This is a genomic window from Streptomyces sp. NPDC001410 (assembly GCF_042895235.1).
GTDB lineage: Bacteria > Actinomycetota > Actinomycetes > Streptomycetales > Streptomycetaceae > Streptomyces.
The window spans coordinates 346,326-370,351 of record NZ_JBIAWE010000006.1 but is presented as its reverse complement, the minus strand read 5'-3'; the positions used below and the strand labels follow the sequence as shown (position 1 = coordinate 370,351).

Genomic DNA, 24,026 nt, shown 5'->3' with positions numbered 1-24,026 from the left:
GTTCCCCCGATCCTGCATCCAGTCCCAAACGAACCGTCAGACAACAGGGTAGGGGTGCCGGGTGGAACCTGACCCGGTAATTCCGGTCTCTAGTTCATCGTCGCGCCGATGGTGGTGGAGCCCGTCGTCAGGAACGTCGTCGACGGCAGGGAGCCGTCCGACTTGCGGGCGTTGTACGTCGTGGAGGCGTCCGTGGAGACGAAGGACGGGGTGGAGATGCCGGAGTCCCAGTTGTTGCCGGCGGAGACCACCGAGGAGCCCTTGCTGACCGGACCGCTGCCGTTGCTCACCGCGAGGTTCTTGCCGAGGCGGGCGGAGCTGGTGGCGAAGTAGTAGCCCCACTTGGCGTTGGCGTAGGCGGTGGTGCGGTTGATGACGATCGCGCCGGTGTTGGAGTTCTCGGTGAAGCCGTTGCCGGCGTTGTCCCAGGCGGCGGAGTTGTTGACGACGTGGGCGACCGTCACGCCGTTGCCGCCCAGTTTGTAGCCGTTGCCGTTGCCCTCGAAGGCGGAGTCGCCCCAGCGGTTCTTGCCGTTGCCGAAGGACCAGGTGTGCTCGATGGTGACCGGGGAGGAGAAGGACCACAGGTCGATGCCGTCGTCCGAGTTGTTGTAGAGGCGCGTTCCGGTGACCAGGTTGCCGGTGCCCGAGCCGAACTTGATGGCGACGCCGTCGGCGTTCTGGCCGTGGGTGGCGGCGTCGTAGTTGCCGTACGAGTCCAGGTTCTTGACCGTGTTGTTCACGGTCCCGTCCCCGGTGAGGGTGAAGCCGGAGTCGCCGCCGTTGATGGTCTTGACGTTGTTCCAGTTGGTGCCGGTGCAGGACTGGCAGACGACCGCACTGTCCGGGGAGTTCTGGAAGGTGATGCCTGAGACGTTCCAGTAGTCGGCGGTCAGCTTGAAGATCCAGGAGCCGGAGGGCAGCGAGGACCCGTCGATCTTCACGGTCTCGGAGCCGTACGCGGTGAGGGTGATCGGGGAGGACGAGGTGCCGTTGGCCGTCGACTGGAGGGTCGCGGTCGGGTAGTAGGTGCCGCCGCGCACCTGGATGACGGTGCCGGCGGTGGCGTTCTTGATGGCGTTCGTCAGGTCGGTGGAGTTGCTGACGACCACGGTCGCGGCGTGGGCGGGCGTGGCGACCAGGCCGAGCCCGGCGATGGCGAGGACGGTGAGGGTGCTCTTGATGCGACGCATGACGTGCGGGTCCCTTCGTCGGCTCAGAGCGAGCGGTGGGGGTGGGGGTGCCAGTCGCCGAGGTAGGCGGCGGGGGTGTGCAGCTCGGCCTCGGCGTCGGTGAGCTGGGGCCGGTCGGCGGGGACGGTGATCACCGCGCCGGGCCCCGAGTTGCGGTACTCGCGAAAGCGCATGGACTGCCACGGGTAGGCGTCCCGCATGTTGGTGTAGGGGGTGACCGGGTCGATGCCGGGTCCGATGAGGCTGTCCCGGACGACCAGTGAGGGCCAGGCGGTCGTCTCGTGCGACGGCACCCACGGCCGGGCCAGCTTGTACGCCGAGTTCTCCGCGCCGGAGGTGAACCGGGAGCGGACGGCGAGGATGCCGTGCGGGTTGGGGCGGGCGGTGGACGGGGCGAAGACCATGCCCTTGGGAGTGAAGTCCACGTCCCGCTGCAGGGTGTGGAAGCGGCAGCGGTCGAACACGGCGGTCGCCCGTCCGAAGACGAAGTCGACGTCCCCCTCGATGTGGCAGTTCCGGTAGTACTGCCGGTCGAAGGAGTCCAGGGCCGTGGTGTCCGCGAACAGGGTGTCCTGGTGGGCGAGCAGCCTGACGTTCGCGAAGTACGAGCGGTCTCCGGTGACGTAGGCGGCTACCGCCTGGGTCCCGGTGATGTCCGGGTGGTCGGCGCGCAGCCAGTCGTTGGCGAGGGTCAGGTCGCGCACGGTCAGCCCGGGAGCGGCCGAGCTGAAGGTGGCGGACCCGGCGGTGCCGTAGGTGCCCGAGCCGTCGGGCTTCGGGGTGCCGTTGGCGTTGTCGTGGACGATGACGACGTCACGGGGGTCGCCCGTGATGCCGCGAATCGTCAACTCGGCCTTGTCCGCAGGTACGTTGACGACCTCGCGGTACGTCCCCGGGTGCACGAGGATCGTCCGGCCGGGGCCGTCGGCGGCATCCACGGCGGCCTGGACGGAGTCGCCGGGCCGGACGTGCAGGATCCGGCGGCCAGACGCGAACACCGGGGATGCGCTCATGGCCACCAGTCCGCCCGCGATACCTGCAAGCAGCGTGCGTCGGGGCAACGGCATCAGCAGCCCTCCCACGGGGTCCAGTCCCCGAGGTGGGCCTTGCGCGTCGCCGACTCGGCCTGTTCGTCGGTCAGTTGGGGCCGGTCGGCGGGGACGGTGATCACGGCGCCCGGCCCCGAGTTGCGGTACTCGGCGAACCGCTGGTTCTGCCACGGGTAGGTGGCCGACATGTTCGTGTAGGGCGCGGCCGCGTCGATGCCGGGGCCGAGCCAGGTGTCGCGGACGGTGAGCATGGGGCGGGCGGTGGGGTCGGATCCGGGCACCCAGGGGCGGGCCAGTTTGTAGTAGGCGTCCGGGGCCTCGCTGCTGACGTGGCTGCGGGTGACCAGGTAGCCGCGCGGGTTGGCGACGGCCGTGGAGGGCGCGAAGACGAAGCCGTAGGGCGCCCCGGCCAGGTCCGTGCGGTTCAGGGTGCGGAAGTGGCAGTGCTCGTAGACGGCGGTGGCCCGCCCGAAGACGAAGTCGACGTCGCCCTCGACGTAGCAGTGGGCGTAGTACTGGCGGGCGAAGGTGCCGAGGGACATCGAGTCGGCGTACAGGGTGTCCTGGTGGCCGAGGAATCGGCAGTGCAGGAAGGCGCTGCGGTCGCCCTGCACCTTGATGGCGACGGCCTGGGTGCCGCTGATGTCCGGGTGGTCGGCGCGCAGCCAGTCGTTGGCGAAGGTGATCCAGCGGGCGGTGAAGCCGTCGGCCTGCACGGTGGTGGTGGCCGACCCGGTGGTGCCGTAGGTGCCGCCGCCGGGCTTGGGGGTGCCGGCCGCGTGGTCATGGACGATGACGACGTCCCGGGGGTTCTCGGAGGCGCCGATCCAGGTCATCTCCGTACGGCTGACGTCGACGGCGACCGTCTCCCGGTAGGTGCCGGGTGCGAGGACCAGCGTGCGGCCGCTGCCGGTGGCGGCGGTCACCGCGGCCTGCACGGAGGTGAAGTCACCGCTGCCGTGCGGGTCGACGTACAGGGTCTGCGGGGTGAGGCGGCGGGCCGGTGACCCGTAACGGCCGAACGGGCGCGGTCCCTCGTCGGCCCGCGCGGGGACGGCGGTGAGGCCGAGCGCGGCGGCGGCCCCGGCGCACGCGGCCAGGAGTCGCCGTCTGGACAGGGGGAGTTGGGGCGAGGGCATGGGAGTGCTCCTTCGCGGTGCGGCTCGTGAGAAAGAGAGAAAAGAGAGAGGGGGCGGGGCCGGGCGTCCGGCCCCGGTGGTGTCAGCCCAGGCGTCCCGCGCCCGCGCAGTGGTCGACCAGGCCCGGCACGGCCTTGGCGGGGTCGATCTTGGTGCGCAGGGTAGGCGTCCAGCCGGCCCCGGACTGCAGGATCTCGCCCGGGATCTCGGTGTTGTGGACGGCGATCAGATCCGTCGGCACACCGTTGACGTAGTTGTCGTCGGCCGTGAGCGGCGACTCCTTCCACTTCTTCAGGATCGAACCGGTCTTCGCGCCCGCCGGCAGGGTGAACGCGTTGTGCTCGGCGTCGAGTTGGGACTCCACGCCGATGCCGTAGCTGTAGGAGTAGCCGTCGCCGGCGACGAAGTGGTTGTTGTAGGAGTCCACCTGTCCGAAGCGGACGCGGGGTGCGCGCTCGACCAGGTTCGAGAACAGGTTGTGGTGGAAGGTGACCTTCAGGTGCCCGCGGTCGACCGCGGCCGTGGCGGCGCTGTCGCTGTTGCCGATGAGGATCGTCTTGTCGTGGTCCTCGAAGACGTTCCAGGAGGCGGTGACGTAGTCGGCGCCCTTGACGATGTCCAGCTCGCCGTCGTGCTGCTCGTAGATCCGGCCGAAGTAGGACGGCAGCGTGCTGTCCGGGTGGTCCCCGTCGGTGAAGGTGTCGTGGTCCATCCAGACGTGCGTGGATCCGTAGATCACCGCGCTGTCGTACTCGGAGTTCCAGTTGCCGTCGGCGGTGTCGGTCGGGTCCCACTGCGGGAAGCAGTCCAGGGGGCTCTCGAAGCTCAGGTTGCGGACGATGACGTTGTCGACGCCCTTGATCTGGAGGCTGGCGCCCTTGAAGCCGGCGTCCTTGCCGACACCGACGATGGTGGTGTCGGCGGGGATGTTCGCCTTGATGGAGGCGTCCTGCCGGGCGGCGGAGGCTCGGCGCAGGCCCTCGGGGCTGTCGTCGGGCTCGTTGTCGAGGGTCTTGGCGCGACCCCACACCGCCGGGTCGTAGGCCTTCAGGTAGGTGTCGAAGTCGTACCCGGGCACGGCGAACGAGGCGCAGCTCGGGCCGTCCGCGTCGATCGTGCCCTTCACTCGGATGATCTTCGGGGCGCTGCCGCCGTCCGCGAGGGCGGCCTTGAACTGCTCCCAGGTGGTGACGGCGTAGACGTGCGCGGCGTCGGCGGCGGCACCGCCGGTCGTCCCGGTGCCGTGGGCGGCCCAGCCGTCGTCGGCGGGCAGCACCTGCCGGTCGAGTCCGGCCCGGTGGGCGGCCTGCGCTGATGCGGTGCCGGTGACGGCGAGCACAAGGGCCGTGCAGCCCACGACCGCAACCATGACACGTCCATGACATTTCTGTGTACGCACGGTGCGGGTCTCCTCTTTCACGAAGGTGACGACGGTGACGCGGGCGGCCAGGTGATCCAGGACGTGGGGATGTCCTCGTGCAATCGGACCACGTCGTGCCGGGCGAGCACCCGGGTGCGCAGCTGCTCCTGCGCCACGAGCCGGGCCACGGCGATGGCGCCCGGCGGATTGAAGTGCGTGTTGTCCTGCTCGGTGTCCGTCCAGTTGAAGTACTTCTTCGTCTCCTCGACACCCAGCTGCTGCCACAGCGCGAGCGACAGCGCCTCGATGTCGAGCAGCGCGACACGCTCCGCTTCGGCGAGCGCGCGCATGGCAGCCGGGTAGTCGCCGTGGGTCGGCACGGCGTCGCCCTCGGCGTCGAACCTGCGGCGCTCGACCGGGGTGGCGAGCACGGGCCGGGCGCCACGGGACCGGGCACCGTCGATGTACAGCCGCAGATACTCCTGGTACGTCGTCCAGGGCTCGGTGTACCGGGCCGGGTCGGTGGCCTTCTCGTCGTTGTGCGCGAACTGGACGATCAGGAGGTCCCCGGACCGGATCACGGACAGGATGGCGTCGAGCCGCCCCTCATCCACGAAGCTCTTCGAACTCCGCCCGTTCACGGCATGGTTGGCGACCTCCCACTTCTTCCGGAGAAAGAAGGGGAGCGCCATTCCCCACCCGGTCTCGGGAGCGGCGTCGGCGTATTTCTGGGCGGCGGTGGAGTCACCGGCGATGTAGAGAGTCCGGTTCCTTTTCGGGGATCGTACGGCGAGTGGAGCTGCCGCGAGAGCGGCGGAAGTCACCTGTCTGCGGGTAAGGGCCACGAAGAAGCTCCTTTCAGGATCGTCAGGGGCGCGGGGAACTGCGCGACCGGCCCCCACCGGCCGGCAGCCCCCCACGAAACCGAACCGTCCGAACTCTCAGTGGTTCTTCTTCCAGTCCGCCTGAGCCTTGTTGAGCTGATCGGCCAACGTGTCCAGAAACTCCTTCGCACTCATCTTCCCGAGCAGCAGCTTCTGGAAGTTCGGCTCGTTGTCGGCCTTGGAGATGGTGTTCCAGTCGGGCAGGTAGTACGGCAGCTGCACAATCCTGGTGCCGCTCCCGTTCAACGCCTCCGCCGCCAGCTTCGTGGGCTCGGCCTGCTGGATCCACGCGTCCTTCGCGGCGTCCGTGTTCGCCGGCACCTGCCCCGCCGACTCGTTGAACTTGGAGTTCTCCGCGGCGGACACGGCGAACTCGATGAACTTCCAGGCGGCCGCCTTGTTCTTGCTCGACTTGAACAGGCTCAGTCCGTCCACCGGGTTGGACACCTGCACCCGGGTGCCGTCGTCCAGCGTGGGGTTCGGAACGCCCCGGAACTTGTCCTTGCCGAGCGCCTTCAGATGGTCCTGGTACGACCCCAGGTTGTGGCTCAGCATGCCGATCGTGCCGCTGTCCCACTGCGCGACCATCTTCGTGAAGTCGTTGTTGACGTCGGCGGACGGGGTGTCCTTCTTGTACAGCGCGACGTACTTCTCCAGCGCGACGACGTTCTTGGGGTCGTTGACCGTGGTCTTGTCGCCGTTCCAGAACGAGGTGATGCCGGTCTGGCCGTAGACCGCGTCGAGGGCCGGCGCGATGGCGCCCTCGCCGCCGCGGATGGTGAAGCCGAACTCGTTCCTGCCCTTGTCCGTGAGCTTGCCGGCGGCCGCGTAGAACTTCGACCAGGTGGTCGGCGCGTCCAGACCGGCCTTCTTGAACAGGTCCGTCCGGTACCACAGCGTGCCGTTGTTGGCGGAGGTCGGCACCTGGTACAGCGTGTCCCCGCCGCCCGCCGCCTTGCTGACGTCGATCAGGTTCTGGCTCAACTTGCCGTTCAGCGGGCTCTTCGAGAGCCGGCCGTCCAGCGGTTCCAGCGCCCCCTGGACCGCGACCTCGGCGAGCATCGCGGTGCCCACCCCGCCGACGTCCGGCAGGCCCCCGCCCTGGATGGCGGTGTCGTACTTGGACTGGGCGCTCGCCGCCGGGATGCCGACGTACTTGACCTCGATGTCCGGGTACTTCTTCTCGAAGTCGGCGATGATCTGCTTCCAGATGTCGGTGCGCACGCCGCCGTTGTTGTCCCAGAAGGTGATCGTGCCCTTGCCGGAGCCCTCGCCCCCCTTGTCCCCCGCGCCGCCGCTGCCGTCGTCGCCGCAGGCGGTGGCGGTCAGCGCGAGCACGGAGCCCAGGGCGACGGCCGTGGCGGCGCGCCTGCTTCTGTGGATGCTGCTCTTCATCGTCGGCTCTCTTCTGCTGGATCCAATGGCGTGGTGGAGCTGTCGTGCAGGGCACTACAAGGGGCTGATCCGGAACTCCGTGAAGGTCGCCGCCCCCGCATGCCCCGGTCCCTCGGGTGCGGCGGCGAACAGGCCGAGCAGGGCGCCGACCCAGCGCCAGGGGGTGGCCGCGAAGACCGGCCCGGACGGGCGCGGGCCGTCTCCGACGTCGTAGGAGAAGCGGCAGCGCGCCCCGGCCGCCACCTCGATCCGCAGCCGGGCCCGCCCCTCGGGCGCGACGCACGGCACACCGGCGTCCCGCTCGTGGTCGGCCACCGCCTCCGCGAACCGGTGCACGAGCCGCGCCGTCCCGTCGGCGCCCCGTTCGAGCCCGATCCATCCGAAGGCGTCCCCGAGCACCGCGAGCCCCGCCCGGGCGCCCGGCTCGGTGCCGTCCAGGCGCAGCTCGACCTCGATCGCGCTCGGCGGGCCGGGCAGGCGCTGGGTGAGGATGTGCGGCAGTTTCCGCAGGTCATGGGCGTCGGCCGAGCGGACGCAGGTCAGTCGCAGCCCGTCCCCGGAGTGGTGGGTGGCCCAGCCGTCGCCCGGGTTGGCCGGCCACTGCCACTGGCGGCCGTACCGTCCGCCGGGGAAGTCGTCGTCGGTGGCGGGAGCGGCGGGCGGCTGCGGCGGGAGGTCGGGGCGGCGGTGTACGGCCACGGGGGCGCCGTCGTCGCCGAGCACGGGCCAGCCGTCCTCGGCCCAGCGCATCGGCTGGAGGTGCACGACCCTGCCGTAGGCGCCCCGCTGCTGGAAGTGCAGGAACCAGTCCTCGCCGGCCGCGGTGCGCACCCAGCCGCCCTGGTGCGGCCCGTTGACCTCGGTGTCCCGCTGCTCCAGGACGATCCGCTCCTCGTACGGCCCGAAGAAGCCGCGGGAGCGGAAGGCGCCCTGCCAGCCGGTCTCCACTCCCCCGGCGGGCGCGAGGATCCAGAACCAGCCGTCGTGCCGGTAGAGCTTGGGGCCCTCCAGGGTGAACCAGCCGGGGATGCGGTCGCCGTCGACGATCACCTTGCCCTCGTCGAGGAGGGAGGTGCCGTCGGGGTGCATACGGTGGCCGGTGAGCCGGTTCTTGATGCCGGAGCGGGACCTGACCCAGGCGTGCACGAGATGGGCCTCGCCGGTCTCGTCGTCCCAGAGCGGGCACGGGTCGATCAGGCCCTTGCCCGGCTTGAGGAGGTGCGGGCGGGTCCAGGGGCCGCGGATCTCGGGGGCGTTGATCTGGTAGACGCCGTGGTCCGGGTCGCCCCAGAAGATCCAGAAGCGTTCGTCGTGGTGCCGGATCGCCGGTGCCCAGACCCCGCAGTCGTGCCGGGGCGTCGCGAACTCCGCCGCCGGTTCGAGGCGTTCGAGGGCGTGGCCGACGAGGGTCCAGTTGACGAGGTCGCGCGAGTGCAGCAGGGGCAGGCCGGGTACGCGGCCGAAGCTGGAGGCGGTGAGGTAGAAGTCGTCGCCGACGCGGACGACGTCCGGGTCGGACCAGTCGGCGTTCAGGACCGGGTTCCGGTAGGTCCGGCTCGTCACTGACCCACCGCCTTGCGGACCAGCGCGGCCGCCTCGCCGCGCTCCGGGCGGCCGTCGGCGACGACGGTGACGACCCGGCGTACGAGGGTCTCGCCGGGAGGTATCGGCAGCCGCTGCGTGTGCGCCAGCGAGGAGCCCACGCCCGGGTACTCGGCGGCGCGCACGAACCACGGGTCGCGCCGGGTGTCCTCGGTGGCCCCGGCGAAGACCAGCGTCCAGCCGGCGCCCGCCAGCGCGAGCCAGTCGGCGCGGGTGCCGTGCACCTCGGTCTCACCCTCGCGGTCGGCGGTGAAGACGTCCGGCGCCGACTCCTGCCTGCGGGCCCGCCAGAAGAAGCCGCCGTAGGCCGCGCCGGGCCGCCCGTTGGTGGCGGGGCTCCCGATGGACAGCGGGCCCGAGGTGACGTTGGTGAGGGAGAAGGTGAAGTCCAGCGCCCAGGCGGTGTCGGTGAGTTCGGTGGCGGCGACGGTACGGCGCTCGCGCAGCAGCTCGGCTCCGGCGGCGACCCAGCGCAGCTCGGCCACGAAGCCGTCGGGGTCGCGCAGCTGGAAGGCGGTGTGCCGCTGGGAGCCGTGGTTGGCCGGCTCGGTCGGCCCTCGGTCGCGCACGAAGGTGCGCCCGCCCCAGAAGTTGTGCCCCTCGACGTCGGGAACGGCGACACCGACGCCGAGGTGGTGTGCGTGGTCGGCGGGGCTCAGCTCGGTGACCGCCGTGCCGGCCAGGGTGGTGACGGGGTGCAGATAGGGGCGCGGGGCCAGCCGGTCCGGCAGCTCGGGCCGGGTGACGTACCGGCCGACCGGGCGGCCGGCGACCCGCAGGACCGGAGTGTCGTGTTGCGTCATCACGTGCTCACCTCTTTCGGTAGGGCCCAGGAGGCGCCCAGCTCGGAGTAGAGGGCGAGGGTGTCGGCCGAGGCCGCGACCAGGCCGTCGATGCCGGGCACGACCCGGCGCCGCTCGGCGGGCAGCGGACGCCAGGCGGTCTCGGGCAGCGGGGCCGGGTCTGGGGCGGTCCTGATGGCCTCGACGACCTGCATGAAGGCACCGGTCTCGTCCGGGGGCACCAGCAGCGGCGCGCCGGTGGTGAGGTGTTCGACCAGGTTCTCCAGCAGGTCCGTGCGGCCGTGCGCGGACTCCTCGGGGCCGTGGCCGGCCCGCTGGAGCAGCACCCGGTCCTGCTTGTACCAGAAGGTGATCCGACCCCTGTCGCCGTGCACCAGGACGTACGGCTCCCCCGGTTCCTCGGCGCACAGGGTCGCAGCGACCGTGACCGGGCCGCGCGGGGTGCGCACGCGGACGCAGGAGGTGTCGTCGGACTCGATGTCGTTGGCGCGCAGCAGCTCGGTCTCGATGCCGGTGACGTCCTCGGCGCGGGTGGTGCCGAGCAGGGCGAGGCCGGTGGCGACGGCGTGCGCGAGGGGGTTGGTGAGGACCCCGTCGACCACGTCGACGCCGTTCAGGCGCCGCCGGCCCGCCCAGGGCGCCCGCCGGTAGTAGGCCTCGTCGCGGGCCCAGGCCCCGGCGCCGCCGACCCCGAGGATCTCGCCGATCGCACCCTCGGCGATGAGCCGCCTGATCGCGGGCAGGGCGTGCGAGCCCAGCGACTGGAACCCGATCTGGCAGCCCACGCCAGCCTTGGCGACCCCGTCGGCCATACGCCGGTACTCGGCGTAGGAGGGCGCGGGCGGCTTCTCCAGCAGGAGGTGCACGCCCCGCTCCGCGGCCCGCAGCGCCAGGTCGGTGTGGGTGGGGATCGGCGTGCAGACGACGGCGATCCGCGCTCCGGTGGTGTCGAGGAGCGCCCCGAAGTCGGCGGACTGCTCCGGCGTGCCCAGGCCGTCGGGGATCTCCTCCTGGCTCAGCGGGGTCAGTTCGCAGATCCCGGCCAGCCGGACGAGGCCGTTCGCCTGAAGCCGGCGGATGTTGTCCAGGTGCCACCGGCCGTGGCCGCGCGCGCCCGCCAGGACGATGGGTACGGTCATGGGATCCTCCCTGCGCCCGCACCGCGCGCCGCCTCTCGGCCGGCCAGGGTTGCGGTGAGTGTGAGGTGACGGAGTCTCATCCCTTCACCGCCCCCGCGCTGAAGCCGGTGATCAGCCACTTCTGGATGAAGGCGAACACGATCACGACCGGTACGGCCGCGATGATGCCGCCCGCCGCCAAGGCGCCCAGGTCGACGCTGTCCGCGCTCATCAGGGTGCTGAGGCCGACCGGAATGGTCTGCTTGCTCTGGTCGGAGAGGAACATCAGGGCGAACAGGAAGTGGTTCCAGGCGTGCACGAAGGCGAAGGAGCCGACGGCGATCAACCCGGGCCGCAGCAGCGGCAGGACGACGATCCGGAAGGCGGTCAGCCGGTCGCAGCCGTCCACCCAGGCGGCCTCCTCCAGGGAGTACGGCACGTTCCGGATGAACCCGCTGATCAGGATCATCGACAGCGGCAGCTGGAAGACGGTCTCGGCGATGATGACGCTGCCCAGCGAGTTGATCATCTGGAGCTTGGCGAAGATCTGGAACAGCGGGACCAGCAGCAGGGCGCCCGGCACGAACTGGGAGCAGAGCAGGGCGAGCAGGAAGCCGCGCTTGATCCGGAAGTCGAAGCGGGCGAGGGCGTAACCGCCGGCCAGCGCGACCACGGTGGTCAGGACGAGGGTGGCGAGGCCGACGTAGACGCTGTTGGCGAAGTAGGTGCCGAAGCTGCGCTCGGTCCACACCTTCTGGAAGTGCTCGAAGGTCATCGGCCAGGGGACCAGGGAGGTGGAGCCGGCCGGGCGGAGCGCGAAGAGCAGGATCCAGTAGAAGGGGATCAGGGTGAACAGGAGGTAGATCGTGAGGGGGACGTAGATGTGCCGGCGCGGGACCTCGTCCCAGGCGCGGCGCCTGCCGCGCGGCCGGGCGGGCTCGGACGCCACGCGCTCGGGTGCGGGAGCGATCTCGGTGATCACTTGGTCTCACCTCCGAACTTGCTCAGCCGCAGATAGACGATCGAGCAGAAGAGCAGGATCACGAACGCCACCGTGGTCAGCGCGGAGGCGTAGCCGAAGTTGTGGGCGTCGACGCTGGTGTTGGCGATGTAGAGCGGGAGGGTGGTGGTCTCCCCCGCGGGTCCGCCGCCGGTGAGGGTGTAGAGCAGGTCGACGTTGTTGAACTCCCACACCGCGCGCAGCAGCGTGGACAGGACGATCGCGTCCTTCAGATGGGGCAGGGTGATGTGCCGGAACTGCTTGAGGCGGCTCGCCCCGTCGACCTCGGCGGCCTCGTACAGGTCCTTCGAGACGGACTGGAGGTCGGCGAGGATGAGGATCGCGAAGAAGGGGACGCCCCGCCAGAGGTCGGCGACGACCGCGGCCGGGAAGACGGTCGAGGTGTCCGACAGCCAGCTGGTGCCGTACGACCCGATGCCGGCGTCGGCGAGATAACGCGTGATGCCCGTCTGGGAGTTGTAGAGCAGCACCCAGATCGCGGAGGTCAGCACGCCGGAGACGGCCCAGGGCGAGAACACCAGCGCCCGGCCGAGCGCCCGCCCCACGAAGGTCTGGTTGACGATGAGCGCCAGCGCGAGCCCGAACAGCAGCTGCAGCCCGACTTCCACCACGACCCACTTGGCGCTGAAGGTCAGCGTGTCCCAGAACTGCGGGTCGTGCGCGAAGGCCTGGGTGAAGTTGTCGAAGCCCGCGAAGCCGTTCCGCCACGGCTTGGTGGGGTTGTAGTTCTGCAGGCTGTAGTAGAAGACGCTGAGCACCGGGTAGGCGATGAAGCCCAGCATGAGCAGGGCCGCCGGGGCGATCAGCAGGTACGGCAGCCTGCGCGGGGTCGCGGAGGCACGGCGCCGCCGGGGTGGCGCGGGCGGTTTCGCCACGGCTGCGGCTTGGGCCATGACTGTTCTCCGTTCGCAATGGGACTTGTACAGCGGGTGCAGGAAGCGCTTGCTGCATGCACATGGGTGAAGCGCTTCACCAGGGGGCGTGCGGGGGTTCAGCCGGCGTACGGGTCCGGCACCTTGCCCGGTCGGGCCAGGAACTCGAAGTCGCAGCCGGTGTCGGCCTGGGTGATCTGTTCGTTGTAGAGGGCGCCGTAGCCGCGCTCGCAACGGGCGGGCGGCGGTGTCCACTCGGCCCGCCTGCGCTCCAGCTCCTCGTCGTCCACGTGGAGCTGGAGGGTGCGTGCCTCGACGTCCAGGGTGATGGAGTCCCCGGTGCGTACCAGCGCCAGCGGGCCGCCGACGTACGACTCCGGTGCCACGTGCAGCACGCAGGCGCCGTAACTCGTGCCGCTCATCCGGGCGTCGGAGATCCGCACCATGTCCCGCACGCCCTGCCTGAGCAGGTGGTCCGGGATCGGGAGCATGCCGTACTCGGGCATGCCCGGGCCGCCCTTGGGCCCGGCGTTGCGCAGGACGAGCACGCTGTCGGCGGTGATGCCGAGGGACGGGTCGTTGATGGTGCGCTGCATGGCCTTGTAGTCGTCGAAGACGACGGCGGGGCCGGTGTGCTTGAGCAGGTGGGGCTCGGCGGCGATGTGCTTGATGACGGCGCCGTCGGGGCAGAGGTTGCCGCGCAGCACCGCGACCCCGCCCTCGCTCGCGACCGGGTTGTCGCGGGGGCGGATGACGTCGTCGTCGTGCACCTGCGCGCCCTCCAGCTGCTCGCGCAGGGTGTCGTGCAGGGCCGTCGGCCGGTCGAGGTGGAGCAGGTCCGGGATCCGGGAGAGGAAGCCGGGCAGGCCGCCCGCGAAGTGGAAGTCCTCCATGAGGTAGCGCTGTCCGCCGGGGCGGACGTCGGCGAGGACCGGGACCGTGCGGGCGATGCGGTCGAAGTCGTCCAGCGTCAGCTTCACTCCGGCCCGGCCCGCCATGGCGATCAGATGGATCACGGCGTTGGTGGAGCCGCCGAGGCCGAGCACGGTGGTGACCGCGTCCGCGAAGGCCTCCCGGGTGAGGATCTGGCTCAACCTGCGGTCCTTGTGGACCAGTTCGACGATCGTCAGGCCCGCCCTTGCGGCCATCCGGTCGTGTCCGGAGTCCACGGCCGGGATGCTGGACGCGCCGGGCACGGTGACGCCGAGCACCTCGGCGGCCGCGGTCAGCGTGGACGCCGTCCCCATGGTCATGCAGTGGCCCGGCGAGCGGGCCAGGCCGCTCTCCAGCTCGGCCATCTCGCAGTCCCCGATGAGGCCGGCCCGCTTGTCGTCCCAGTACTTCCACATGTCGGTGCCGGAGCCGAGGACCTCGCCCCGCCAGTGGCCCGGGAGCATGGGCCCGGCCGGTACGAAGACGGCGGGCAGGTCCACCGAGGCGGCGCCCATCAGCAGGGCGGGCGTGGACTTGTCGCAGCCGCCCATCAGGACGGCGCCGTCGACCGGGTACGACCGCAGCAGTTCCTCGGTCTCCATCGCGAGCAGGTTGCGGTAGAGCATCGGGGTCGGCTTCTGGAAGGTCTCGCTGAGCGTGGAGACCGGGAACTCCAGCGGGAAGCCCCCGGCCTGCCAGACCCCGCGCTTCACGGCCTGCGCCCGGTCCCGCAGGTGCACATGGCAGGGGTTGATGTCCGACCAGGTGTTGAGGATCGCGATGACCGGCTTGCCCAGGTGCTCCTCGGGCAGGTAGCCGAGCTGGCGGGTACGGGCGCGATGGCTGAAGGAGCGCAGGCCGTCGGTGCCGTACCACTGGTGGCTTCTCAGTTCGTGCGGCTGCTTCATTTCGTGCGGCTGCTTCATATCGACCATCCGGCGGCGATGGCGGCGACCTCGGCGCGCTCGTCCTCGGGCAGCTGCCTGGCCGGCGGGCGGACGTCCCGGCGGCACAGGCCGAGCGCGGCGAGGGCTTCCTTGACGACGGTGACGTTGTTGGCGGAGCCGTGGGCGGCGCGCAGTTCCTCGAAGCGGCGGATCTGCTCCCAGACCTTCATGGCGGCCGGGTAGTCACCGGATCGAAGCGCTTCAATCATGTTCAGCGAAACGGCCGGGGCGACGTTCACGAGCCCCGAGGTGAAGCCGGTGGCGCCCGCGGAGAAGTAGGAGGGTGCGTACGGTTCGGCGAGGCCCGCCACCCAGACGAAGCGGTCCAGGCCCGCGTCCCGCGCGAAGGCCGCGAAGCGTGCGGCGTCCGGTACGGCGTACTTCACGCCGATGACGTTGGGGCAGTGGTCGGCGAGTTCGGCGAGGCGGGCGCCGGGCAGCTGGGCGTTGCGGATGTAGGGGACCACGCCCAGTTCGGGCACGGACTCGGCGATGGCACGGTGGTAGTCGACCCAGCCGGCCGCCGAGACGTACGGGTGGACGGGCTGGTGGACCATCACCATCTGCGCGCCGAGTGCGCGGGCGTGCCGGGCGGAGGCGGTCGCGGTGGGCAGGTCGTGGCCGACGCCGACCAGGATCACGGCGCGGTCACCGACCTCGCCGACGGTCGACTCGGTGACCAGGCGGCGCTCTTCGGGGGTGAGGGCGTAGAACTCGCCGGTGTTGCCGTTCGGGGTGAGGGTGCGGATCCCGCCGTCGAGCAGGCGACGCAGCAGGGCCCGGTGGGCGTCCTGCGCGACGGAGCCGTCCTCGGCGAAGGGGGTCACCGGGATGGCCACCACGTCGGCCAGGGCCGCCCGTTGGGTCTCGAACGTCACGCTGCTCATTGATGACCTTCCTCTGGGTGGGGCTCGGTGTCCGAGGGGAAAGCGCGCCGTACGAACGAGGCGATGTGGGAGTGCAGGGCGCTCGCGGCGCCGTCCGCGTCGCCGTCCAGCGCGAGCCGCAGGATCTGCCGGTGCTCGGCGGCCTCCCGCTCCCAGGAGGGGTCGGTCGCCCAGGCCACGGCGGAGACGAGGGCGGCCTGGTCGCGGACCTCGTCCAGCATCCGGCCGAGCAGCGGGTTGCCGCACGGCAGGTAGAGGGCGCGGTGGAACTCCCGGTTGGCCAGGGAGCGTTCGGCGGTGTCGGTGGCGGCGTCGGCCCGGGTGAGCGCGTCGCGGGCGGTGTCGAGGGAGGCTCCGCGCCGAACCGCCCGGCGCAGCGCCTCGGGCTCCAGCAGCAGCCGCACGTCGTAGACCTCGCGCGCCATGTCCGCGTCCACCATGCGCACCGTGACGCCCTTGTACTGGCTCATCACGACGAGCCCGGTCCCGGCGAGGGTCTTCAACGCCTCCCGCACGGGGGTCTTGGACACCCCGTACTGCGCGGCCAGCTCCGTCTCGACCAGGGCCTGTCCGGGCGTCAGCCGGCCGGTCAGGATGCGGTGTTTGATCGCGTCCAGCACGTATTGCGTGCGGGACGGGATCGGCGTGGGCACAGAGGTCATGCGGCCCTCTCGGATCTCACATATCGCGTCTCATATATGACGTACGAAGTACGACGCGTTGAAGGTAGGAGGGGGCCCGTGATTCGTCAATGCTTCTGACAAAGGAAGTTGAGGCGCTCGGGCGGCCGGTTCAGACGGTGCGGGTGTCGCCCTCGACGGCGGTGTACGTGGGCCGGCCGGAGACCGCGGCGGCTCGCCCGGTGGCCGCCTCGCGGGTGAGCGTGGGGCCGACGTGGGTGACGAGCAACTCGCGCACATGGGCGTCCCGGGCGATGCGGCCGGCGTCCTCGGGCGTCAGATGGACCTGACGCGGGTGTTCGCCGACGCGATGCTCGTCGATGTCTGCCTCGCACAGGAACAGGTCGGCGCGGGAGGCGAGTTCGGTGAGCGCGTGGCAGGGTCCGCTGTCTCCCGAGTACGCCAGGACGCTGCCCTGGGCCTCGGCGCGCAGCCCGTACGCCTCGGTGTCGTGGGCGACGGCGCGGGTGGTCAGGCGGAGGTTCCAGTGCCTCACGTCGTGGCCGTCGTACAGGTCCCGGAAGTCGAAGACGCCCTTCAGGAACTCGACGTCCGGGCGGCCGAAGAAGCCGGCCAGCCGGCGGGCGCAGTCCTGGGGCGCGTACACCGGGATCGGCGCGTGCGGGGCCATGCCGCCGAAGGCGAAGGCGTAGGTGGCGGCGAGCAGGTCGGCGCTGTGGTCGGCGTGCAGATGCGAGATCCAGATCGCGGTGAGCCGGGCGGGATCCGTGTGCCGCTGCAACGCGGCGAACGTACCGGGCCCCGCGTCCACCCACACCTCGGCGCCGCCGCCGGACACCAGATAGCCGGAGCAGGGCCGGTCGGGGCCCGGGTGCGGCGAGGCGGTACCGAGGACGGTGAGGGTGAGCGGCATGGCAGGAGAGTACGACGCCTTTCGCCCGGCTCCGACTCATTTCGCCAAGTGGAGCCCGGGGTGGCGCAGCCGGGCGGCGAGGAACCCGGCGTCGGCGGGGGCCCGCCATGACGCCTGCGTTCCCCGCCCACAGACGCCTGCGCTCCCCGCCCGGACCGGGGGTCCTGCTCAGACCTCCATCACGGCGTCGCATTCGGGGCAGACCACGGACGCGTACTCGGCGGGGTACCAGGGCGCCCCGGGGTGCTCGGAGGGCTTCCACTGTGCCGGTTCCATGGCGAAGGTGTCCTTGCCGCAGAGTGTCCGCGGGCCGGCGGCGTCCGGCCTGCCTGGGGCGGTGGGCACCGCATGCACCCGGCGCGGCAGGCGTTCCGCGTCGGGCGGGCCGGGCGGGGAGGTGTGTGCGGCCGCCGGATGGTCGAGCTCGTACACGACGACGATCTCGCTCATGTCAGCCGTTCACCCATGGCCGACGCCGGGGAGGGTGAGTTCACGGCCGCGGTAGAAGCCCTCGCTCTCCGAGACGACGTACGGGGCCATGGCCGCCCGCCGCTGCGCCTCCGGGTCGGAGGCCCGCCACGCGTCGCACGACTCCTGGGTGTCCCAGAACGACACGCCGGTGATCTCCTGCCCGTCCTCGGACCAGTACGCGTAGGCGCGGTGCAGGCCCGCCGGGGCGGGGGCCGGGCGCCATGCCCGCTCGAACTCCTCCAACGCGCCCGGCTGAAGGCGGCGCGTCGTCACCCACACGTAGTGCTCCTGCATGGCGGCATCCTCCGTAGTACCTGTACGGCCTGCCCCCCTCTCAGGTCACCGTAGGGCCGATGCGCCGCTTCCGCCGCCCGGAGATCGCCGGTACGCCCACGACAGGCCCTACGGCCGCCACCCCGGATCCCGCCCGCTCAGCCCCACCGCCCGGTCCAGCAGCGGCGCCTCGGCCGGGACCGGGACGACCGGGCCGAAGAGGCCGTTGCCGCGGTTCGGCTCGTCGGCCGCCGCGAGGAGGAAGCCGTGGGCCGAGGTGAGGGCCGCGGGGTCGGGGGCGTAGAGGCTGCCGGTGGCGCGGGCCAGGTCCCAGCCGTGGATCACCAGCTCGTCGGCGACGACCGCACCCGCGACCGCGCCGGGCAGGTCCACCCCGCCCGCGCGGGTCATACCGGTCCAGGCGGCCGGGTCGCGCCAGGCGTCGGCGAGTTCGTCCAGCGCCTTCGGCAGCTCCTCGCGCCAGCCGGGGCCGAGGTCCGGGAGGACGGTGTTCGGGGGTGTGTCGGTGTTCGTGCCCAGGTCCTTGCGGGCGGCGTCACGGAAGGCGACGGACAGGCCCAGCAGGTGGCCGAGCAGATTGCGTACCGCCAGGTCAGGGCACGGGGTGGGACCGGACAGCTGGTCGTCGGTCACGGATTCCGCGAGCCGTGCCAGGATCCGGGTCTGTGGTCCGAGGTCGAGGATCGCGTCGGTCATGTCCTGCTCCTTGGGGTTGCGCTGCCCGTACGGAGGGGTGACCGGCCGGCTCGGCGAAACTCATCGGTGCCCCGCGAAGCCATGGTCCCGGGCCGGGATAAGGCACGTGCCCGATCCGCGTGCACCCCCCTTAGAGCCACGATGACCTGGCATGACGACTTCCTGGACCGTGCTCCGCGTGCTGCGGGACCGCACTGCGGGGCTGCTTCTGACGGGTGTGGTCGTGTCCGGTTTCGGCACGTCCTCGCTGTGGCTGGCGTCGGGCGTGTGGGTCAAGGACCTCACCGGTTCCAACGGCCTGGCGGCCCTGTGCATGCTCGCCCTGTGGGCGCCCACCCTGGCCGGCCCGGCGCTCGGCACCCTCGCCGACCGCTTCCGCCGCAGACCCCTGCTCATCACGGTCAACCTCGCCCTGGCCGGCCTCCTGCTCACCCTGTTCACGGTTGACTCCCCCGGCCGCCTGTGGCTGCTGTTCGCCGTGCTGTTCGGGTACGGCGCCGCCGGTGTCGTGCACGACGCGGCCGAGTCGGCCCTGGTCACCGCAGCCGTCGGCCCGGACCTGCGCGGCGACTTCAACGGGCTGCGCATGACCGCCAGCGAGGGCATGAAGCTGGTCGCCCCGCTGACCGGGGCGGGCCTGTACACGGCCTTCGGCGGTCCGGCCGTCGCCTGCCTCGACGCGGTCACCTTCGTGCTCGCCGCCGGGCTGTGCGCCCTCGTGCGCGTCCCCGAGGAACGGCCCGCCCGGTCGGGCGACGGCTGGTGGCGCCGGACCACCGAGGGCGTCCGCCATCTGCGGGCGCACCCGGGGCTGCGTCCGCTGGTCCGGGCGGGCGGTGCGACGATGCTCCTCGCCTCGCTGGGCAGCACGACGCTGTACGCCGTCGTGGACCGCCTCGGGCACTCCCCCGCCTATGCGGGTGTGCTGTACGCCGTCCAGGGCGCGGGCTCGGTGGCGGTCGGGCTGGTCTCCGGGCCGGCGCTGCGGCGGCTGGGCGGGCGACGCTTCGCGGCGGCCGGGATCGCCCTGACGGCGGCCGGGGTGGCCGCGCGGGCCGTGCCGTCGGATCCGGTTGCCCTGGTGGCCGGGGCCGCCGTCGGCCTCGGTCTGCCCTGCGTGCTGATCGCCGCGCTCACCGCCGTGCAGCGGGAGACCCCGGGTCCGCTGCTGGGCCGGGCGACCGCCACCGCCCACACGCTGATGTTCACGCCGAACATGGTCGGGCTGGCCGCCGGGGCCGGCCTGGTCGAACTGGCCGGCCCCGGGCTGCTGCTGCCCCTGTACGGCCTGCTGCTGCTCCTGACGGCCGCCGCGCTCGCGACTCAACGCGCGCCGAGCGCCTCGCGCACCGCCGCGAGGTCACCGTCCGACGCCAACCCCGCGTGATACAACCGCAGTTCCGTCGCACCCCGGCCACGCGCACGTGCCACGTCGGCCGCGAGGGTGCCAGGGCTGCCACCCATCCCGAAGACCACCCTGAAGTTGGCAGCCAGCACCGTCCCCTCGCACGCCCGCCCGCGGCTCAACGCGCGCCGAGCGCCTCGCGCACCGCCGCGAGGTCACCGTCCGACGCCAGCCCCGCGTGATACAACCGCAGTTCCGTCGCACCCCGGCCACGCGCACGTGCCACGTCGGCCGCGAGGGTGCCAGGGCTGCCGCCCATCCCGGAGACCACCGTGAAGTTGGCGGCCAGCACCGTCCCCTCGCGCGCCTGCTCGGCGAAGGGTGGCAGCAGGTCCGTGCCGGCTGTGCATGGCACCACCACGCCGTCCGCGACGGAGAGGATGTGGGCGGGGTCGACGCCGACGTTGGCGCCGCAGTGGTACGGCACCGGGTCCGCGTGCAGCAGGACCTGGAAGCCGTCGGGTGCGGCGGCGCGTACGGCGGTGACGGCCTGCTCCTGGAGGGTGCGGGCGGTGGTGTCGCGCCACGCGCGCGTGGCGGCCGCGGTGTCCTGACCGAGGAGCTTCTCGACCGTCGGCCAGCCCCCGTCGTCGGCCGCGCCCCGCCACAGCGGCTCCAGGGCGTCCCGTACGGCGGCCGCCAACCCGTCGGCGTCCAGGCCCTGTTCGCCGTAGCCGGCACGGCAGGCGGGGCAGAAGCAGAGCGACATCAGGTACTGCCCGGCGTCCCCGAGGCCGACCCCGGAGGTCTTGTCGTGGGCGTGCAGGTGCTGGAGCCCGTACCAGCCGAGGGACTCCAGTTCGGTGCCGTGCGCGCCGGGGCGTACGGCGGCCTCGGCGGCCAGGTCGACCAGGTACGCGCGCGTGGCGGGCTGGGCGATGCAGGGGGCCCACGGGTAGCGGTCGCCGTAGGCGTTGACGACCGAGGTGTCCGGATGTTCGGCACCCAGGCGGGAGTTGTGCGCGAGGACGACCCAGGTGTGCACGTCGAGGCCGGCCTCCGCCAGCGCCTCGGCGGCCTCGCCGTAGGCGTCTGCGGGGGCCCAGCGCCCGGCGGGGTACGGGCGCAGGCCGCGGCCGGCCCAGCGGTTGCCGACCGGGTACAGGACGGCCGCGTACTCGGCGGTGACGATGCGGTGGCGCGGGTGGCGGGGGGTCAGGGCGCGGGTGGAGTGGTAGGCGGACGCGAGGGTCACCTGCCGTACACCGAGTGCGGCGATGCGGGCGGGGGCGTCGGGGTCCCCGTTGACGTCCCAGGGGTAGACGAACGCCGACGCCTTCACGCGTCCTCCTCCAGCAGCGCGTAGCCGCGCTCGATCAGCTGAGCGAGCTGCTTGACGTGGTCCTCGCCGGGCTCGTGCAGCGGGGGCCGGACCTCACCGACGTCCAGGCCGCGCAGCCGTACGCCCGCCTTGACGAGCGAGACGGCGTAGCCGCGGCCCTGGGCGCGCAGCTCCACGAACGGGCGGTAGAAGCCGTCCAGGAGGCGGCGCACGGTGTCCCGGTCGCCCGTCCGAAGGGCCCGGTGGAAGGCGAGGGCGATCTCGGGGGCGAAGCAGAAGACGGCCGAGGAGTACAGGGTGATGCCGAGGGCCTGGTAGGCGAGCTGGGTCTGCTCGGCGGTGGGCAGGCCGTTGAAGTACAGGAAGTCGCCGGGGACCTCGGTGCGGACGGCGCTGACGATCCGCTGCATCAGGTCCAGGTCGCCGAGGCCGTCCTTGAGACCGATGACGCCGTCGGTGCGGGCCAGCTCGACCACGGTGTGCGGGGTGAAGACGGCGTTGTCGCGCTGGTAGACGATCACCGGCAGGGCGGTGGCGGCGGCGACCTCCCGGTAGTGCCGCAGCAGGCCCTCCTGGCCGGCCAGCACGAGGTACGGCGGCATGGCGAGGAGCCCGTCGGCGCCCGCGTCCTCGGCGAGTCGCGCGTAGCGGACGGCGAGCGCGGTGCCGTAGCCGGCGCCCGCGAGCACCGGGATGCGCCCCTCGGCCGCCTCGACGGCCGCCCGCACGCAGACCTCGAACTCCTCCGGCAGCAGCGCGTGGAACTCCCCGGTGCCGCAGCAGGCGAACACGGCGGCGGCACCGGCCGCGACGCCCCGGCGCACATGGGTGCGGTAGACGTCGAGGTCGACCGAGCCGTCCGGGCCGTAGGCCGTGACGGGGAAGAACAGCGGCCCGCTCGGGTCGCGGAGCCGGGCGGCGAGAGGGGCTGGCGTCACGGGCGCTCCCTGTCGGTGCACGTCGTCGGTGCACGTTTCTGATCGGCGTCCATATTTCTGAACGCCTTCACGCTACGGGCCCGTCTCGGGGCGGGTCAAGCGGGCAAACCCGCAACACAGCAACGGATTTCCCCACTCCACGGCACACTTGACTAGATCCGCTGCCGCTCCCTAGCGTGTCCACGGATGTGAATCCTGTCCATGCATGCGGCCTCTGTCGTCAAGGAGATCGAGGATGCCCGCTCCCCGCACCGTGCTGCTCACCGGCGCCGCCGGCGGGCTCGGCACCCTGATGCGGTCCCTGCTGCCGGAGTACGGCTACACGCTGCGCCTGCTCGACGTGCGCCCCGTCGAGGACGCACCGGACGCCATCACCGCGGACCTCACCGACAAGGAGGCGCTGCGCGAGGCGGTGCGGGGCGTGGACGCGATCCTGCACCTCGCGGGCATCTCCCTGGAGGCGCCCTTCGAGAAGATCCTCAGGTCGAACATCGAGGGCACCTACAACCTGTACGAGGCCGCCCGCCTCGAAGGCGTGCCGCGGATCGTCTTCGCCTCCTCCAACCACGCCGTCGGCTTCACCCCGGCCCCGCGCCCGGGCACACCTCTTGATTCAAGAGTGCTGATCCCGATCGACACGCCACACCGCCCCGACACCTTCTACGGCCTGTCCAAGGCCTTCGGCGAGGACCTCGCCCAGCTCTACTGGGACCGGCACGGCCTGGAGACCGTCTCGGTGCGCATCGGCTCCTGCTTCCCGGAGCCGACCAGTGTGCGCATGCTCTCCATCTGGATGAGCCCGGCCGACGGCGCCCGCCTCTTCCACGCGGCCCTCACCGCCGAGGAGGTCGGCCACACCGTGGTCTACGGCTCCTCGGCGAACACCCGCCTGTGGTGGGACCTCACGACCGCACGGTCGCTCGGCTACGAGCCGCAGGACGACTCGGAGCCGTACGCCGAGAAGCTGATCGCCGAGCAGGGCGAGCTGGACCCGGAGAACCCGGCCCACAGCCACCTGGGCGGGCACTTCGTGAACGATCCGCCCATCTGGCCGTACTGAGCCTTCGGCGGGGCCGGGTATCCGGCAAGGCGGCGGAAAACGATCGCTCATCGCGGCGGGCGGGCACCGAACGGGCCCGCCCGCCCCCGTGTTCGGGCATCCGGGCCGCCCGCTCCCACTCCTCGCCCGGCAGCCGCGCAGGTCCGAGGCGGGCACACCGCTTCGCAAACGGGCACACACGGGCAGTATCGGACCCGCAACAGACCTGGTCAGCGCCGCACACCCGCTGTAGAACTTCCCCCATGGGCCCGAACGGGCAGCTCCACAGGGAAGTGGGTGACGACATGAGCACGAGGACGGCGGAAGAACGCCAGCGCGAGATCGTGCTGGCCGCGCGCGCCACGGGCTCGGTCGACGTCACCGCACTCGCCGCCCGGCTGGGCGTGGCCAAGGAGACCATCCGGCGCGATCTGCGCGCCCTGGAGGACCACGGGCTGGTCCGTCGCACCCATGGCGGCGCCTACCCGGTGGAGAGCGCCGGCTTCGAGACGACACTCGCCTTCCGCGCCACCAGTCACGTCCCCGAGAAGCGCCGGATCGCGGCCGCCGCGGCCGAGCTGCTGGGGGACGCGGAGACGGTCTTCGTCGACGAGGGCTTCACCCCGCAGCTCATCGCCGAGGCTCTGCCGACGGACCGGCCGCTGACCGTGGTCACCGCGTCGCTGCCCGTCGCGGGCGCCCTCGCCGAGGCCGAGAACATGTCGGTCCTGCTCCTCGGCGGACGGGTCCGGGCCGGCACCCTGGCGACCGTCGACCACTGGACGACCAGGATGCTGTCCGGCTTCGTGGTCGACCTCGCCTTCATCGGCGCCAACGGCATCTCCCGCGAACACGGCCTGACCACCCCCGACCCCGCCGTCAGCGAGGTCAAGGCCCAGGCCATCCGCGCCGCGCGCAGGACGGTCTTCGCGGGCGTGCACACCAAGTTCGGAGCGGTCAGCTTCTGCCGGTTCGCCGAGGTCGGCGCGCTGGAGGCGATCGTGACGAGCACGCTGCTCCCGACGGCCGAGGCCCACCGCTACTCCCTGCTGGGCCCGCAGGTCATCCGGGTCTGAAAAACCGAACACCGTCCCCCCGGGGCACACCCATGCCGCAGGTGCCCTTTATCTCCCCATACGCCCAG

General features: G+C 71.7%; 23 protein-coding genes. 3 read left to right on the top strand and 20 right to left on the bottom strand.

What is annotated here, in order from left to right:
- Nucleotides 1-89: 89 nt before the first annotated feature.
- The 18 genes from ACFY3C_RS15620 to ACFY3C_RS15535 all read right to left on the bottom strand — a co-directional run bounded on the left by ACFY3C_RS15620 (nucleotide 90) and on the right by ACFY3C_RS15535 (nucleotide 18,218).
- A complete protein-coding gene (locus tag ACFY3C_RS15620) occupies nucleotides 90-1,193 on the bottom strand; it encodes a chondroitinase-B domain-containing protein (RefSeq protein WP_390771080.1) in 1,104 nt (367 codons plus the stop codon).
- Between the two features lie 23 nt (nucleotides 1,194-1,216).
- The gene (locus tag ACFY3C_RS15615) at nucleotides 1,217-2,254 is read right to left on the bottom strand and encodes a pectinesterase family protein (protein ID WP_390771151.1); all 1,038 of its coding nucleotides are present in this window, start codon (nucleotides 2,252-2,254) and stop codon (nucleotides 1,217-1,219) included.
- A gap of 5 nt (nucleotides 2,255-2,259) precedes the next feature.
- Complete coding sequence (locus ACFY3C_RS15610) at nucleotides 2,260-3,381, bottom strand: pectinesterase family protein (RefSeq protein WP_390771079.1); 1,122 nt, start codon at nucleotides 3,379-3,381, stop codon at nucleotides 2,260-2,262.
- Between the two features lie 82 nt (nucleotides 3,382-3,463).
- A complete protein-coding gene (locus ACFY3C_RS15605) occupies nucleotides 3,464-4,750 on the bottom strand; it encodes a polysaccharide lyase family 1 protein (protein ID WP_390771078.1) in 1,287 nt (428 codons plus the stop codon).
- Nucleotides 4,751-4,797: 47 nt separating this feature from the next.
- On the bottom strand, nucleotides 4,798-5,586 hold the full coding sequence (locus ACFY3C_RS15600; protein ID WP_390771077.1) for a rhamnogalacturonan acetylesterase: 789 nt from the start codon (nucleotides 5,584-5,586) through the stop codon (nucleotides 4,798-4,800).
- Nucleotides 5,587-5,682: 96 nt separating this feature from the next.
- Complete coding sequence (locus ACFY3C_RS15595) at nucleotides 5,683-7,020, bottom strand: ABC transporter substrate-binding protein (protein ID WP_390771076.1); 1,338 nt, start codon at nucleotides 7,018-7,020, stop codon at nucleotides 5,683-5,685.
- Between the two features lie 54 nt (nucleotides 7,021-7,074).
- Complete coding sequence (locus ACFY3C_RS15590) at nucleotides 7,075-8,583, bottom strand: family 43 glycosylhydrolase (RefSeq protein WP_390771075.1); 1,509 nt, start codon at nucleotides 8,581-8,583, stop codon at nucleotides 7,075-7,077.
- On the bottom strand, nucleotides 8,580-9,425 hold the full coding sequence (locus ACFY3C_RS15585; RefSeq protein WP_386573993.1) for a PmoA family protein: 846 nt from the start codon (nucleotides 9,423-9,425) through the stop codon (nucleotides 8,580-8,582). The genes ACFY3C_RS15590 and ACFY3C_RS15585 overlap by 4 nt, the downstream gene beginning before the upstream one ends.
- Complete coding sequence (locus ACFY3C_RS15580; protein WP_390771074.1) at nucleotides 9,425-10,564, bottom strand: Gfo/Idh/MocA family protein; 1,140 nt, start codon at nucleotides 10,562-10,564, stop codon at nucleotides 9,425-9,427. The genes ACFY3C_RS15585 and ACFY3C_RS15580 overlap by 1 nt, the downstream gene beginning before the upstream one ends.
- A 76-nt stretch (nucleotides 10,565-10,640) precedes the next feature.
- Nucleotides 10,641-11,525, bottom strand: coding sequence for a carbohydrate ABC transporter permease (locus ACFY3C_RS15575; RefSeq protein WP_390771073.1), 885 nt, complete (start codon nucleotides 11,523-11,525; stop codon nucleotides 10,641-10,643).
- A complete protein-coding gene (locus ACFY3C_RS15570; RefSeq protein ID WP_390771072.1) occupies nucleotides 11,522-12,457 on the bottom strand; it encodes a carbohydrate ABC transporter permease in 936 nt (311 codons plus the stop codon). The genes ACFY3C_RS15575 and ACFY3C_RS15570 overlap by 4 nt, the downstream gene beginning before the upstream one ends.
- Before the next feature lie 98 nt (nucleotides 12,458-12,555).
- A complete protein-coding gene (gene araD, locus ACFY3C_RS15565) occupies nucleotides 12,556-14,277 on the bottom strand; it encodes an L-arabinonate dehydratase (RefSeq protein WP_390771071.1) in 1,722 nt (573 codons plus the stop codon).
- 14 nt (nucleotides 14,278-14,291) lie between these two features.
- The gene (locus ACFY3C_RS15560) at nucleotides 14,292-15,203 is read right to left on the bottom strand and encodes a dihydrodipicolinate synthase family protein (RefSeq protein ID WP_390771070.1); all 912 of its coding nucleotides are present in this window, start codon (nucleotides 15,201-15,203) and stop codon (nucleotides 14,292-14,294) included.
- Nucleotides 15,200-15,865 carry a GntR family transcriptional regulator gene (locus ACFY3C_RS15555; RefSeq protein WP_390771069.1) on the bottom strand — a complete coding sequence of 222 codons (666 nt, stop codon included), beginning with the start codon at nucleotides 15,863-15,865 and terminating at the stop codon, nucleotides 15,200-15,202. Before ACFY3C_RS15555 ends, ACFY3C_RS15560 begins: the two co-directional genes overlap by 4 nt.
- A 130-nt stretch (nucleotides 15,866-15,995) precedes the next feature.
- Nucleotides 15,996-16,757 (bottom strand): MBL fold metallo-hydrolase, encoded by a 762-nt coding sequence (locus ACFY3C_RS15550; protein ID WP_386574002.1) that lies wholly within the window; start codon nucleotides 16,755-16,757, stop codon nucleotides 15,996-15,998.
- A gap of 168 nt (nucleotides 16,758-16,925) precedes the next feature.
- Nucleotides 16,926-17,207, bottom strand: coding sequence for a hypothetical protein (locus ACFY3C_RS15545; RefSeq protein WP_390771068.1), 282 nt, complete (start codon nucleotides 17,205-17,207; stop codon nucleotides 16,926-16,928).
- A gap of 9 nt (nucleotides 17,208-17,216) precedes the next feature.
- Nucleotides 17,217-17,522 (bottom strand): hypothetical protein, encoded by a 306-nt coding sequence (locus ACFY3C_RS15540; RefSeq protein ID WP_386574004.1) that lies wholly within the window; start codon nucleotides 17,520-17,522, stop codon nucleotides 17,217-17,219.
- A 108-nt stretch (nucleotides 17,523-17,630) separates the two neighbouring features.
- A complete protein-coding gene (locus ACFY3C_RS15535) occupies nucleotides 17,631-18,218 on the bottom strand; it encodes a TIGR03086 family metal-binding protein (protein WP_390771067.1) in 588 nt (195 codons plus the stop codon).
- A gap of 151 nt (nucleotides 18,219-18,369) precedes the next feature.
- Between ACFY3C_RS15535 and ACFY3C_RS15530 the strand changes: the two genes are divergently transcribed.
- Nucleotides 18,370-19,605, top strand: coding sequence for an MFS transporter (locus ACFY3C_RS15530; RefSeq protein WP_390771066.1), 1,236 nt, complete (start codon nucleotides 18,370-18,372; stop codon nucleotides 19,603-19,605).
- A gap of 136 nt (nucleotides 19,606-19,741) precedes the next feature.
- Here the strand turns inward: ACFY3C_RS15530 and ACFY3C_RS15525 are convergent, their stop codons facing one another.
- Together ACFY3C_RS15525 and ACFY3C_RS15520 are read right to left on the bottom strand one after the other, a co-directional pair.
- Nucleotides 19,742-20,905, bottom strand: coding sequence for a hypothetical protein (locus ACFY3C_RS15525; protein WP_390771065.1), 1,164 nt, complete (start codon nucleotides 20,903-20,905; stop codon nucleotides 19,742-19,744).
- The gene (locus ACFY3C_RS15520) at nucleotides 20,902-21,843 is read right to left on the bottom strand and encodes a 5-dehydro-4-deoxyglucarate dehydratase (RefSeq protein ID WP_390771064.1); all 942 of its coding nucleotides are present in this window, start codon (nucleotides 21,841-21,843) and stop codon (nucleotides 20,902-20,904) included. Before ACFY3C_RS15520 ends, ACFY3C_RS15525 begins: the two co-directional genes overlap by 4 nt.
- 235 nt (nucleotides 21,844-22,078) lie before the next feature.
- Here ACFY3C_RS15520 and ACFY3C_RS15515 point away from each other — a divergent pair, with 235 nt between their 5' ends.
- The gene (locus ACFY3C_RS15515) at nucleotides 22,079-22,903 is read left to right on the top strand and encodes an NAD-dependent epimerase/dehydratase family protein (RefSeq protein WP_390771063.1); all 825 of its coding nucleotides are present in this window, start codon (nucleotides 22,079-22,081) and stop codon (nucleotides 22,901-22,903) included.
- Nucleotides 22,904-23,187: 284 nt separating this feature from the next.
- Nucleotides 23,188-23,958: a DeoR/GlpR family DNA-binding transcription regulator gene (locus ACFY3C_RS15510; RefSeq protein WP_386574011.1), complete on the top strand. Its 771-nt coding sequence runs from the start codon at nucleotides 23,188-23,190 to the stop codon at nucleotides 23,956-23,958.
- Nucleotides 23,959-24,026 lie beyond the last annotated feature (68 nt).

Coding starts and splice junctions, on each gene's coding strand:
- ACFY3C_RS15620 (WP_390771080.1), bottom strand. CDS start 1,193: ATGCGTCGCATCAAGAGCACCCTCACCGTCCTCGCCATCGCCGGGCTC.
- ACFY3C_RS15610 (WP_390771079.1), bottom strand. CDS start 3,381: ATGCCCTCGCCCCAACTCCCCCTGTCCAGACGGCGACTCCTGGCCGCG.
- ACFY3C_RS15605 (WP_390771078.1), bottom strand. CDS start 4,750: ATGGTTGCGGTCGTGGGCTGCACGGCCCTTGTGCTCGCCGTCACCGGC.
- ACFY3C_RS15595 (WP_390771076.1), bottom strand. CDS start 7,020: ATGAAGAGCAGCATCCACAGAAGCAGGCGCGCCGCCACGGCCGTCGCC.
- ACFY3C_RS15585 (WP_386573993.1), bottom strand. CDS start 9,425: ATGACGCAACACGACACTCCGGTCCTGCGGGTCGCCGGCCGCCCGGTC.
- ACFY3C_RS15580 (WP_390771074.1), bottom strand. CDS start 10,564: ATGACCGTACCCATCGTCCTGGCGGGCGCGCGCGGCCACGGCCGGTGG.
- ACFY3C_RS15570 (WP_390771072.1), bottom strand. CDS start 12,457: ATGGCCCAAGCCGCAGCCGTGGCGAAACCGCCCGCGCCACCCCGGCGG.
- araD (WP_390771071.1), bottom strand. CDS start 14,277: ATGAAGCAGCCGCACGAACTGAGAAGCCACCAGTGGTACGGCACCGAC.
- ACFY3C_RS15560 (WP_390771070.1), bottom strand. CDS start 15,203: ATGAGCAGCGTGACGTTCGAGACCCAACGGGCGGCCCTGGCCGACGTG.
- ACFY3C_RS15555 (WP_390771069.1), bottom strand. CDS start 15,865: ATGACCTCTGTGCCCACGCCGATCCCGTCCCGCACGCAATACGTGCTG.
- ACFY3C_RS15550 (WP_386574002.1), bottom strand. CDS start 16,757: ATGCCGCTCACCCTCACCGTCCTCGGTACCGCCTCGCCGCACCCGGGC.
- ACFY3C_RS15545 (WP_390771068.1), bottom strand. CDS start 17,207: ATGAGCGAGATCGTCGTCGTGTACGAGCTCGACCATCCGGCGGCCGCA.
- ACFY3C_RS15540 (WP_386574004.1), bottom strand. CDS start 17,522: ATGCAGGAGCACTACGTGTGGGTGACGACGCGCCGCCTTCAGCCGGGC.
- ACFY3C_RS15535 (WP_390771067.1), bottom strand. CDS start 18,218: ATGACCGACGCGATCCTCGACCTCGGACCACAGACCCGGATCCTGGCA.
- ACFY3C_RS15530 (WP_390771066.1), top strand. CDS start 18,370: ATGACGACTTCCTGGACCGTGCTCCGCGTGCTGCGGGACCGCACTGCG.
- ACFY3C_RS15515 (WP_390771063.1), top strand. CDS start 22,079: ATGCCCGCTCCCCGCACCGTGCTGCTCACCGGCGCCGCCGGCGGGCTC.
- ACFY3C_RS15510 (WP_386574011.1), top strand. CDS start 23,188: ATGAGCACGAGGACGGCGGAAGAACGCCAGCGCGAGATCGTGCTGGCC.